The organism is Mycobacterium sp. NGS33, assembly GCF_059812885.1.
This window is the reverse complement of record NZ_JCALDN010000001.1, coordinates 857,133-869,348: the sequence shown is the minus strand read 5'-3', so window position 1 is coordinate 869,348 and position 12,216 is coordinate 857,133. Positions and strand designations below refer to the sequence as shown.

The 12,216-nt window shown below is 69.2% G+C and carries 9 protein-coding genes; 3 read left to right on the top strand and 6 right to left on the bottom strand.

Going from position 1 to position 12,216, the window contains the following annotated elements:
• Window positions 1-5: 5 nt before the first annotated feature.
• Together AC5Y5B_RS03910 and AC5Y5B_RS03905 are read left to right on the top strand one after the other, a co-directional pair.
• Complete coding sequence (locus AC5Y5B_RS03910; protein WP_112635214.1) at window positions 6-677, top strand: hypothetical protein; 672 nt, start codon at window positions 6-8, stop codon at window positions 675-677.
• Window positions 674-1,357: a hypothetical protein gene (locus tag AC5Y5B_RS03905; RefSeq protein ID WP_500003726.1), complete on the top strand. Its 684-nt coding sequence runs from the start codon at window positions 674-676 to the stop codon at window positions 1,355-1,357. The genes AC5Y5B_RS03910 and AC5Y5B_RS03905 overlap by 4 nt, the downstream gene beginning before the upstream one ends.
• Before the next feature lie 4 nt (window positions 1,358-1,361).
• Here the strand turns inward: AC5Y5B_RS03905 and AC5Y5B_RS03900 are convergent, their stop codons facing one another.
• The 3 genes from AC5Y5B_RS03900 to AC5Y5B_RS03890 form a co-directional block, all read right to left on the bottom strand.
• The gene (locus AC5Y5B_RS03900) at window positions 1,362-1,910 is read right to left on the bottom strand and encodes an XRE family transcriptional regulator (protein WP_500003724.1); all 549 of its coding nucleotides are present in this window, start codon (window positions 1,908-1,910) and stop codon (window positions 1,362-1,364) included.
• A complete protein-coding gene (locus tag AC5Y5B_RS03895) occupies window positions 1,907-4,954 on the bottom strand; it encodes an MMPL family transporter (RefSeq protein ID WP_500003721.1) in 3,048 nt (1,015 codons plus the stop codon). Before AC5Y5B_RS03895 ends, AC5Y5B_RS03900 begins: the two co-directional genes overlap by 4 nt.
• A 211-nt stretch (window positions 4,955-5,165) precedes the next feature.
• Window positions 5,166-6,356, bottom strand: a complete 1,191-nt coding sequence (locus tag AC5Y5B_RS03890) for a lysylphosphatidylglycerol synthase transmembrane domain-containing protein (protein WP_500003717.1) — start codon at window positions 6,354-6,356, stop codon at window positions 5,166-5,168.
• Window positions 6,357-6,534: 178 nt separating this feature from the next.
• On the opposite strand from AC5Y5B_RS03890, the gene AC5Y5B_RS03885 reads away from it, so the two are divergent.
• Window positions 6,535-7,683, top strand: a complete 1,149-nt coding sequence (locus tag AC5Y5B_RS03885) for an AI-2E family transporter (RefSeq protein WP_112635205.1) — start codon at window positions 6,535-6,537, stop codon at window positions 7,681-7,683.
• Between the two features lie 34 nt (window positions 7,684-7,717).
• On the opposite strand, the gene mmpL3 is transcribed toward AC5Y5B_RS03885, so the two are convergent.
• Genes mmpL3 through trmB form a run of 3 tightly spaced genes read right to left on the bottom strand, consistent with a single transcriptional unit; the run spans window position 7,718 to window position 12,117 of the window.
• The gene (mmpL3, locus tag AC5Y5B_RS03880; RefSeq protein WP_289176447.1) at window positions 7,718-10,600 is read right to left on the bottom strand and encodes a trehalose monomycolate exporter MmpL3; all 2,883 of its coding nucleotides are present in this window, start codon (window positions 10,598-10,600) and stop codon (window positions 7,718-7,720) included.
• A gap of 49 nt (window positions 10,601-10,649) precedes the next feature.
• Window positions 10,650-11,363, bottom strand: coding sequence for an NYN domain-containing protein (locus AC5Y5B_RS03875; RefSeq protein WP_500003709.1), 714 nt, complete (start codon window positions 11,361-11,363; stop codon window positions 10,650-10,652).
• Window positions 11,364-11,376: 13 nt separating this feature from the next.
• The gene (trmB, locus tag AC5Y5B_RS03870; RefSeq protein ID WP_500003860.1) at window positions 11,377-12,117 is read right to left on the bottom strand and encodes a tRNA (guanosine(46)-N7)-methyltransferase TrmB; all 741 of its coding nucleotides are present in this window, start codon (window positions 12,115-12,117) and stop codon (window positions 11,377-11,379) included.
• Window positions 12,118-12,216 lie beyond the last annotated feature (99 nt).

Sequence of the window (12,216 nt, the reverse complement as noted above, 5' to 3'; positions counted from 1 at the left end):
GGGCCATGTCCGACGGCGAGCGAACCGAGCCACCTGCCGAACAAGACGCCGTCGACGTTGACCCCGACGTCGATGCCGACGCCGAGGCGAACGACGACGCCGACGGCGACGAATCCGAAAGCGACGGCGTCTTTTCCCATTACGGCGTCGCGTCCGCGGTGCTCGGCGTGCTGTCTGTGGCCGCGGTGGTGCTCGGCGTCATCATCTGGTCCGACCACCGCGATCAGGTCGCCGAACGCGGCTACCTGAGCCGGGCCATGCAGACCGCCGCGGAGTGGGCGAACGTCCTGATCAACATGAACAGCGGCAACGTCGACGCCAGCCTGCAGCGGCTGCACGACGGCACGGTCGGGGAACTCAACACCGACTTCGATGCCGCCGTACAGCCGTACAAGGCGGTGGTGGAGAAGCTGCAGTCCAAGAGCGCCGGGCGCATCCAAGCGGTGGCGATCGAAACCGTGCACCACGACCTGGACACCCAGCCCGGCGTCGCCCGGCCGGTGGTCACCACCAAGCTGCCGCCGTTCGCCAGCCGAACCGACTCGGTGATGCTGATCGCCACATCGGTCAGCGAAAACGTCGGAGCCAAGCCGCAAACCGTGCACTGGAACCTGCGGCTGGACGTCTCCGACGTGGAGGGCAAGCTGATGATCTCCGGATTGGCGTCGATCCGATGAGGAACATCTGGCGCCTGTTCGCCTTCGACGTCGCGGCCCCGCTGGCCGCGATCGCGGCGCTGCTGGCCATCGGGCTGGTGCTGGGCTGGCCGCTGTGGTGGGTGTCGGCGTGTTCGGTGCTGATCCTGCTGATCGTCGAAGGCGTGGCGATCAACTTCTGGCTGCTGCGCCGCGATTCGGTCAGCCTCGGCACCGACGACGACGCGCCGGGGCTGCGCATGGCGGTCGTGCTGTTGTGCGCGGCGGCGCTGACGGCGGCCGTGGCGACCGGCTACACCCACTGGACCAGGGCGGACAGCGACTTCACCAACGACTCCCGCAAGGTGGTTCAGACCGCCACCGGCATGGCGGAGGCGATGGCGTCGTTCAGCCCCACCGCACCGACCGGTGCCATCGACCAGGCCACGGCGATGATCGTCCCGGAGCATGCGGCCGCGTTCAAGGAGCAGTACACCAAATCCAGCGCCGATCTCGCCCAGCACAACGTCACCGCCCAGGCCACCACGGTGTCGGCCGGAGTCGAGGCGCTCGGGCCGTCGGCCGCCAGCGTGGCGGTGGTCCTGCGGGTCACCCAGAACGCCCCGGGACAGCCGCCCAGTCAGGCGGCGCCGGCATTGCGGGTGACGCTGACCAAGCGGGGCAACGACTGGCTGGTCGCCGACGTGCTGCCGGTGCGATGACCGATCAGTTGGCTTCGGCTGACCGCGCGGACTTCACCTTGACGAACCGGTCCGACAAGCGGCGGATCCGGATCATCAGGGCGGCCGTCGGGCTGGTGCTGCCGTCGAGGTAACCGTCCAACTCCTCGGCGGTGACCCCGATGCGGGACGCGAATTCCTGCGGGGCCAGCCCCGATCGGTCGATCAGCAGCCGCACGTGGCGAGCGACCTCGGCGCGTTCGTTGGCCTCGAGGTGGGTGCGGGCCCGCTCGAGCACCTCCCACAGCGCCTTGGCGATGCCGTAGGGCCGGGTGCCCTCGAGGACCTCTTCGACCTGGCGGGCGGTGCGCCCGTACGGGTCGCGCTTCAGCGCGCCGGCGATGCGCTTCCAGGTCGCGATGTCACCGCCCTGCAGGGCTGAACGGATGGCGGCAGTCGGCCAGAACTCCACCGGCTGCTCGGGGTCCTGGAAGGAGCCGGACGGCCCTCCGTTCGGCCCACCGCCGCGTTGACGCTGTTCGGGGCCCGGCCGGTGGGGCGGCGGCGCGGGGCGTCGGTCGGGTGCCAACGTCACCTCGCCTCCTCCAGCATCGCCACGGCCACTGACAGGCAGCGCTGTCGGATTTCCTCCCAGTCCGAGCCCGCCTCGGCGTCCGGTCCCTGGTCTTCCGGGTGGTCGCAGGGGTGGGGATCTGCGAGTCGACGGACCAACTGGGTGGCAATCCACTGCCGCCTGGATGATTTACAACAGTAATACCTGTCCATTCCGGCCAGCACCACCGCGGCGGTCTCGGGCTCCAACGAATCGACCATGTCTGCAAAGTCGGCATAATCGCGCCGACTGTTACGGCTCATGATCAGGTAGCCCTTCAGCCGCAGCGTCTCGGCCCCGGTAGGCACCAGCAGCCGGTCACCGGTGGGCAGCTGCACGTTGGTGGTCTCCAGCGGGCTGCGCCGTTCGTATTCGGGCCCGCCGCCCGCGGCGGCGGCGGTGTCGTTTTCCAGCGCGTCGATCGCGACGGACAAGCGTCCCCGCCACAGCGTCACCGGATGCACCGGCCGGTCGGTCCCGGCGATGGCCTTGGCGATGCCGTTGCGCGAGGCCAGGCCTCCGACCAGCTTCTTGGCCGCCAGGGAGCCGTTGGTGTGGCCGTTGGAGCCGGGTTTCTTGTCGGCGGCGCCGACGCCCACACTGACCCGCTCCTCGCTGAGCGCGACCTGATGGGGGATCTGCCCCGGTCCCAGTCCGCGGGCCTGATCCTCGTCGGGGCCGGAGACCGCCTGGGCGGCGTTGCGGCCACAGCCGGTGAAGGCGAGCGGGTCGGCCACGCAGATGGCGTCGGGGGCCAGATGCTTGAGCTTCGCCGCGGACTTGAGCACCATGCGCAGGTCGGCGCTGGGCGCCACCAGCGCCGAGATATCGTCGGGGATGATGACGACGTCGCCCAGGTCGACCTCGGGCAGCGGCCGGTCGAAGTCGACCGACGGCAGCACGCGGGACAGCCAGGACGGCAGCCACCAGTTCCACTGGGCGAACATCGCCATCAGCGCCGGCACCATCACCAACCGCACCACGGTGGCGTCCACCGCGATCGCGACCGCGCAGGCGACGCCGATCTCGGCCACCAGCGGCATGCCCGCGAACGCGAACCCGACGAACACCGCGATCATGATCAGCGCGGCGCTGGTGATGGTGCGCGCGCTCGTGCTGACGCCGTAGGCCACCGCGTCGCGGGTGTTCCCGGAGTGCAGGAAGCGCTCCCGGATGCGGGTGAGCAGGAAAATCTCGTAGTCCATCGACAGCCCGAAGGTCATGGCGAGCACCAGCGGGGGAACGGTGCTGTCGATCGAGCTGATCTGGGCGAAGCCGAGGTCCTTCAGCCAGCCCCACTGGAACACCATCACCAAACTGCCGTAGGCGGCGGCGACGGACAGCAGCGTCATCAGCACGCCCTTGAGCGCCAGGAACACCGAGTGGACGGAGACCAGCAGCATCACGAACGCGATCAGCGCCACGATCGCCAGCACCAGCGGCTCGGTCTTGGACACCTGGTCGTCGAAGTCCTTGATCAGCGCGGTCGGGCCGCCGACGTCCACGCGCGCCGTGCCGGCCTCGGGCACCTTGGGCAGCTGGGCGCGCATCCAGCCGACGGTCTCGCGGGCCTTCATGTCCTCGGGGTCCACCGACAACACCGCGGATAGCAGCGCGCTGCCGTTGTCCTCCGCGAACTGCGGCGGCGACACCGACACGATGTTGGGCGCCTGCGACATCCGCTGGCGGATCGCGCCGACGGTGTGGCTGTGCTCGGGGGAGGCCGCGCCGCCGTCGGGGAAGTTGATCAGCACCCGGATCGGGCCGAGCGCGCCGGGGCCCAGCGCCTGGGCCGCCGCGCCCACCCCGGCGCGGATCTCGTGCGACGAGTCGAACTGGCGCAGCAGGCTGTTACCCAGCACCATCGACGCGGCCGGCGCGGCCATCACCAGCAGCACCAGCGACGCCGCCAGCGCGGATATCCACGGCCGGCGCATCACCCAGCCGACCCAGCGGTTCCAGAACCGCGACTGGGTGCTTTCCGGCCGGCGCGACCAGTGCAGCAGGGCCGACCGCTTGGCGGCCGCGCGGCCGAACGTCGCCAGCGCCGCCGGCGTCAGCGTCGTCGACGTCAGCATGGCCACGGCGACGGCCAGGATGGCGCCGGTGGCCATCGACTTCAGCGCCGGGGTGTTGATCACGTAGATCCCGGTGAGCGAGGCGATCACCGTCATCCCGGACAGCACCACGGCCAGCCCGGAGGTGGCCATCGCGGCGTCGACGGCCTCGCGGGGCTGGCGGCCGGTCCGCAGTTCCTCCCGGAATCGCATCAGGATGAACAGCGAGTAGTCGACGGCGAGCGCGATGCCGAACATCGACACCGTCGAGGTCACGAAGACCGACATGGTGGTGTAGGCGGACAAGAAATAGACCAGGCCCATGGTGACCACGACCGTGCAGATGCCCAGCGCCAGGGGGATCGCCGCGGCGGCCAGCGAGCCGAACACGGCGAGCAGCACGATCAGGATGACCGGCAGGTTCCATTTCTCGGCCGCCGCGATGTCGTGCTTGGTGTTGGCCGCGGCGGCGGCGGACAGCGCGCCCTGCCCGATGACGTAGAGCCGGACCCGGCCGTTCGCGGTCTGGCCGGGTTGATCGCCCTTGATGCCGACCTTGGTGCGCAGCTGCTTGGCCACGTCGCTGGTGTTACGGGAGTCCAGCCGCACCGACAGCACGTACGGCCGGTCGGGCTGCGGCGGCCGCTGGGCGGGGTTGGGGATCTCCCCGGTGCCGGGGATGCCGGCGGCGATCTGCCGCAGCTGCGCGACGGCGTCGTTCATGTCCTGGTAGCTGGCGTCGGGGCGGGGGGCGGCCACCAGGGCCAGCGACGACCCACCCTGGTCGTGGTAGAGATCCTCGAGTTGGTCGTGGACCGCCAGCGACTGCGATCCGGCCACGTCGAAGCCGCCGCCGGTGAGATTGCCCGACTGTGTCAGCGCCAGGTAGACGGCGGGAACCAATGCCAGCAACCAGCCTGTGAAGACCAACCAGCGGTACTTACGCAGGCTGCGGCTGAGGCGCATCATTAACTGCTGGATTTTTCTCGCTCCCCGGTGCTCGCGTAACGCGTGCTGGCGACGATACCGCAGCAGGCTGTGGATTATGTGGGCTTATCTGGTTCCTGAGCTGCGGCGACGGTGTTGTTGCCAAGACGCTGCGAAGATGTTGTGAACCGGTGACCAAGGGGCCCGCGACGACCCACCCGCTGACGGGTCCGCCACGCCGCAACACCGTCGGCTAGGGCTGGCTGTCGTTCTCCGGATGCCGCTCGGCCGGATCACGGTCCGGCGGTAGCGGCCCCTGCAGGGCGGCCTCGGTGGAGTCGGCCGCGGGCTCGCCGGCGAGCGGAATGACCGGCAGCGGGCCCGTGATCGGATCCTCGTCGGAATCGGTGACGTTCTCGGTGCGGAACACGAAGAAGAACACCACCCAGCCGATCGCCGAGATGAGCAACCAGCTGATCAGCCGGTAGATCAGCATCGCCGAGATCGCGTTGGGCAGTGACATGCCGCTGGACACCAGGCCGGGCACCAGCACCGCCTCGACGATCAACAACCCGCCGGGCATCAGCGGGATCGTGCCGACCGCGCGGGCGGCCGCGTAGGCCACCGTCAACCCCGCCACCGACGCGTGGTCCCCGGCGGCGTAGGCGGCGAAGCCCAGGCAGGCGACGTCGGCGATCCAGTTGAACATCGACCAGCCGAACGCCACGCTCAGGTCGCGCCGGCCCAGGCTCACCGACTCCAGCTGCATCAGCGTCTCGCGCCACTTGTCCAGGCCGGCCTCGGCGGGCCTGCCCCGAACCGAGTTGACCCACGCCAGGACCCGGCTGCCGATGCCGTCGATCAGCTCCGGGCGCGACGCGACGGCCTGCGCCAGCAGCAGCAACGCCACGAAGCCGCCGAGGGTGAACAGCAACGAGAACGGGTTGTTCTTCGCGCCCAGCAGGAAGGCGCCGCCCAGGCCGAGCAAAGCCAACCCGACCGCCTGCAGCACCCCCGACATCACCAGCTGCCACGACGCCACCACCGTCGAGGCGCCCCACAGCCGCTGCTGGCGGAACAGGAAGGTCGCCGACAGCACGGGCCCGCCGGGCAGCGTGGTGCTCAGCGAATTCGCGGCGTAGAAGGCCGCCTCGGAGCGCAGCTGCTTGACGTGCACGCCCGCCGACTTGAGCAACGTGCGCTGGATCTGGGCAAAGCTGTGCATCGACGCCGCCGCCGCGGCCACCGAGGCGAGCAACCACCACCAGTTCGCCTCGTACAGGCTCATCCAGGCCTTGGCCAGCTGATCCCAGCCCAGCGAAACCTCGACGGCAAGCACGATGGCCACCGCGCCCAGGATCACCCAGCGCGCCCACCAGTACTTCCCGCGCGGGGTCTCTTCGCGCGGGAAGTCGAGATTGCGGGCGGGTGCGTCGTGCGGCACGTGATTTAGGGTAACGGTGCAGGTGGCGCGGCGATCGCTGCGCATCGCCTACCGTGTCTCGGACGTTCTGGGGTCGTAACCGGATCGTGCCGACGGTATGGGCTCCGGCGACGCCCAGCCGCCCGCGGACACGGCTGAGACACGTTTGGCGGCACCCCGCTGCGGATAGGCTGGCGAGATGTCAGCAAACCTCGACGACGCCTCGGTCGAACCCCTTGTCCGCAAGACCGCAGCCTGGGCCTGGCGTTTGCTGGTCATCCTGATCGCCCTGCTCGCCCTGCTGTGGGTGGTGCAGAAGCTGGAAATCATCGTCGTTCCGGTGCTGGTGGCGCTGCTGTTGAGCGCGCTGCTGGTGCCGGTGGTGGACTGGCTGGACACGAGGGGCATGCCCCGCGGCGGCGCGGTGGCGCTGGTGTTGCTGGGTGGCTTTGCCATCCTGGGCGGCATCCTGGCGTTCGTCATCCTGCAGTTCATCGACGGTCTGCCCGGCCTGACCGAACAGGTGGCGCACAGCATCGAGTCGACGCGGCGCTGGCTGGTCCACGGCCCGGCGCATCTGCGCAACGAACAGATCGACAGCGCGGGCAACGCCGCCATCGAAGCGCTGCACAACAATCAGGCGAAACTGACCAGCGGCGCGCTGTCCACCGCGGCCACCGTCACCGAGCTGGTGACGGCGGCGGTGCTGGTGCTGTTCACGCTGATCTTCTTCCTCTACGGCGGGCGCAACATCTGGCAGTACGTCGTGCAGATCATCCCGTCCGACGTCCGTCAGCGGGTGCATGAGGCCGGCAACGCCGGATACGGATCGCTGATCGGATACGTGCGGGCCACCTTCCTGGTCGCCCTGACCGACGCCGCCGGGGTCGGCACCGGTTTGGCGATCATGGGCATCCCGCTCGCGCTGCCGCTGGCCTCGCTGGTGTTCCTGGGGGCGTTCATCCCGCTGGTCGGTGCGCTGATCTCGGGCCTGGTGGCCGTCGTGGTCGCGCTGCTGGCCAAGGGCATCGTGTACGCGCTGATCACGCTGGGCCTGCTGATCGCGGTCAATCAGATCGAGGCCCATCTGCTGCAACCGCTGGTGATGGGTCGCGCGGTCTCGATTCACCCGCTCGGGGTGGTGCTCGCCATCTCCACCGGCGGCGTGCTGGCCGGCATCGTCGGCGCCCTGCTGGCGGTCCCCACCGTCGCGTTCCTCAACAACGCGATTCAGGTGCTGCTGGCGCCGGACCCGTCCGCCGAAGCCGAAAAACAGACCGAGGAAGCCGACGAGCAGAACACGATCCTGCAGGCCGAACCCGACCAGCCCGAGAACGAATCCGCCTGAGGCTCAAGGCTTCCCGATTGCGCCGGGTAGACGGTTACAGCCGTCCCTCGCGACGCAGCAGATCTTGGGCGGACAGCCCGCCGCCGGAGCGCCGGCGTTGCCGGGCCGGGTCGCCGTTTTCGCCCTGCCCGCGCGCGTTCGCCTGATCGGTGGCCGCGTTGGGATCACCGGGGCCCGAGCCTTCCGGCCGCATTCTCGGCAGGGCGGTGGTGGGCTCGGCGGTGTCGCCGTCGTCGGAACGGTTGCCGGGCACCGGGATTGCCCGCGTCTGATCGCCGGACGGCGGTGCCGCCGGACCGGTCGCCGGGGGCCGCTGGGGGGCCGGCGGCGCGGAATTGGTTGCGGGGCGCGCGTCGGCCGGCCGGTCACGCCCGGGCGCCGCGAAGCGCGTCGTCTGGGCCTCGGTCGGCTGGTTGGGCCGCACCGGGATGCGCGTGGTGCTCGCCGCCGGTTCCTGCGCGGGCCGCGGCTCCGCCGACGCGGGGCGCGCGGGCCGCGACGGCTCCAGCGCGGCCGGGTGGGTGGGGTCGTGCGGCGGGCGCGGTGCCGCGGCGACCAGGCTGGCCGCCACCGGCGGGCGCGCGGGCCGGCCGTTGAGCGTGGGCCGCTTGCGCTCGTCGGGCAGGTCGATCTCACCCAGCCCGATCTTGTTCTGCAGGCGCCGGGCCCAGCGCGGTGCCCACCAGCAGTCGTCGCCGAGCAGCTTCATCACCGACGGCACCAGGAACATCCGGACGACGGTGGCGTCCAGCAGCAGCGCCGCCATCAGGCCGAAGGCCAGATACTTCATCAACACCAGGTCGGAGAAAACGAACGAACTGGCCACCACCGCCAGCACCAGCGCGGCGGCCGTGATCAGGCGCCCGGTGGTCGCGGTGCCGATCCGGATGGCCTCGGCCGTCGACATGCCGCGTTCGCGGGCCTCGACCATGCGCGACACCAGGAACACCTCGTAGTCGGTGGCCAGGCCGAAGCCGACGGCGACGACGAGCGCGATCACCACCACCATCAGCGGCGTCGGCGTGAAGTTCAGGACGCCCGACAGGTGCCCGTCGACGAAGATCCAGGTAAGGATGCCCATCGTCGATCCCAGCGTCAGCGCGCTCATCAGCACCGCCTTGATCGGCAGCACCACCGACCCGAACGCCAGGAACATCAGCAGCAGCGTGGCGCCCAGCAGCAGCACCAGCATCAACGGCGCCTTGTCGAACAGGCTGTGGATGCTGTCCTGCTCCAAAGCCGGCGTGCCGCCGACGTAGAGGTTCAACCCCTTCGGGGGATTCACCGCCCGCAGTTCGGCGATCTTCTTGGCCGCGTCATTGCGGTTGGCCAGGCCGTTCTGGATCACCCGCACCGAGCCGTCCTTGGGGACCGTGGTCCCGTTCGGGCCCGCGACGCAGGGGTTGCCTGCGATGGTCGGACAGGCTCGCTCCTGCCAGGTCTTGTCGGTGAACCCGCCGATCGAAGAAATCCTGTTGCGGATGTCTGCCACCTGCTGGTCGGTGACCTTGCTGTGGTTGTCGCTCTGGATCACCACGGTGAGCTGTTCGGTCCGGTAGCCGGGGAATTGCTTGTCGAAATGTTCCTGCGCCAGGCGCACGGGGTTGTCCGGGGGCAGATACTTCTCGCTCATCCCGCCGAACGACAGGTTGCCCAGCGGGATGACCAGCAGGATCATGCCGACGGCGATCGGGATGGCAAACGCCAACGGCTTCTTCATCACCCAGTTGACGAGCTTGCCCCAGAAGCCGGCCTCGACCTCTTCGCGGGTCTTGGTCTTCTGCAGCCGATCGGCCAGCCAGTTCAGGTAGGCGCGCGAATACTTCCAGTTCCGCAGGAACGGCACCCGGAAGGCGGTCCGCACCCCCAGCGCGTCGACGTGGCGGCCGAGGATGCCCAGGCAGGCCGGCAGGAACGTGATCGACAGCAACGCGGCGAGGCCCACCGCGGCGAAGATGGCGTAGGTCAGCGAATGCACGAAGCCCTGCGGCAGCACCAGCAGGCTGGCGCTGGACGCGATGATGAGCACCGCGGAGAACGTCACGGTGCGACCGGCCGTCATCACGGTTCTTCGCACCGCGGCCTCGGTGTCGTAGCCCTCGGCGATCTCCTCCCGGAACCGGCTCACCACGAACAGTCCGTAGTCGATGGCGATGCCCAGGCCGATCAGCGAGACCACCGGCTGGGCGAAATAGTGCACCGGCCCGAACGCGGCGACCAGCCGCAGGATGCCCAGTGAACCCGCGATGCTCAGGCCACCGACGATGGCCGGCAGGCCGGCGGCGACCGCGCCCCCGAAGACGAGGAACAGGACCACCGCCACCATCGGCACGGCGAGGACCTCCATGCGGCGCTGGTCGGTGGCGATGGTGCCGGTCAGGGCGTTGGCGATCGGCTCGAGGCCGGCGAGTTCCACGGTCCCGCCGTTGAGCTTCTGCAGATCCGGTGCGATGGCCTTGTAGTTGTTGAGGATGCTGTCGTCGTCGTCGCCCTTGAGCGGGATGGACACGAACGTGTGCTTCTTGTCCTCGCTCACCATCCCCTTGATGAGCGGGGGCGCGTCGGCGGGATTCGCCAGCGCCAGCCAGCCGGCCCACCCGACGACCTGGTCGGGATGGTCGGTCTTGAACTTGTTGAGCTCGGCGACGACCTTGTTCCGCCACGCCGGGTCGTCGACCGTTTTTCCGTCGGGAGCGGTGAAGGTGGCCACCACGTGGCTGGTGCGGTCACGGCCGTAGGTCTGGTCGCCCAGCACCGACGCCTTCACGGATTGGCTGCCGTCGTCGTAGAAGCCGCTCTGTGTAACATGCTTGCCCAAGCTGATTCCGAAGACGCCACCCAGCAGACACAGAGCTACCGTGACCCCGATCACGATGTACCGATATCGGTACACAGTTCGACCCCACCAGGCGAACACGCAAGCTCCTTACTGGATCGTTAACGACCCGCGCATCGGTTTTCCAGTGTCACACACGCGCGGTCAACAGCGCGGACAGCGGCCGGAACGGCTGCAGCCACGCTCCCTGGTCAGGCAGCGAATCTAGGCCGATCCGCGGCAACGGTTCCCGGAAGACACCAGCGATGTCCTCCAGATCAACGAAGTCCAAGGTATCCGACGCTAGCGCCCAACTCGCATGTTCGCGAAATCCGATCACCTGGACGCCGACCCCGGATCGTGCGATGTCTTCCAGCGGGTGGCGAAACGCCTGACCGTCGGCGGAGGCCACCACCAGCGCCGCCAGCCCCTCGGTGCGGCGCAGCTCGATGTGGGCCAGCATGTCGCGGTCGACGTCGCTGTCCTCGTCGATCTTCGGCTTGGCGAACACCGCGAACCCCACGTTACGGAGCGCGTCCACCCAGGGCCGGACGACGTCGGCGCTGCCCGGCGCGATGTTGGTGAAGACGGTGGCCTCGGGTTCCACCATGACGCCCGGGCGCGCGGCGCTGACCTCGGCCGTGCGCGCCAGCAACCAGCGGCCCAGGGCGTCGAACCGCGGACGCTCCAAAGCCGTCGGGCGTCTGCCCAGGATGGATCCCAGGCCCATGTCGAGGTTCGGGGCGTCCCACACCAGCAACACGCGTCCGCCCGGTGGAGAGAAGCCGCCCAGCGCGTCGCCGGTCAGCACGGCCGGCGGCGCGACGGGTTCGGCCCCCGCCGCGGTCTCTTCGGTCAGGCTCATAGTCATCGCCTACTCATCGTCTAAGCCAAATGAATTCGGTGACGGCGCTGCCCGCTTCTTGAGCCTTCGTCTCGTACTTGGTGGTGGGGCGCTTGACCGAGATCGCCAATGCGCCGTCGGGATCGGCAGGGCGCAGCCGGGGTTCGCCCGCGCCGACCTCGGCGATGTGCTCGGCGTAGCCGGCGTGGTCCGTCGCAATGTGCAGGACACCACCAGGGAGTAGCCGGTCGGCTATCAAGCCAATCGTGCCCGGCTGCAGGAACCTGCGTTTGTGGTGGCGCGCCTTCGGCCATGGATCGGGGAAGAAGACCCGAACCCCGGTCAGCGAGCCGGGCGCGATGAGTCGTTGCAGGACGTCGACGGCGTTGCCCCGGATCAGCCGGATGTTGCTCACCTTGTCGCGGTCGATCGCGCACAGCAGCTGCGCCAGCCCGCGCCGGTAGACCTCCACCGCGACCACGTCGATGCCGGGCTCTTCCTTGGCCATCGCCAGCGTGGAAATGCCACTACCACAACCGATTTCGAGCACCACCGGCGCCTGACGCCCGAACCAGGCGCGGGTATCCAGCGAGGGGTCGGGGTGGTCGGCCTCGTCGGCCGCGGAGCCGATCGACAGCCCGAGCTCGGGCCAGCGGCGCTCCCAGGTCTGGCGCTGGGCATCGGACAGGGCCGCTCGGCGGGCCCGGAACGCCGTGGCCGGGAGATAGCGCTGGTCCGGGCGGTTCGAGTCCCCCGAGGGTGTCTCGGCAGACATCGCCACCCCGCGCTGCGCATGCATTTGTCCATGGTGGCCTATAAACCTGGGATGTAGCCGCCCCTGGTCCGGATTGATACCCAACAGTTGTCTTCAACT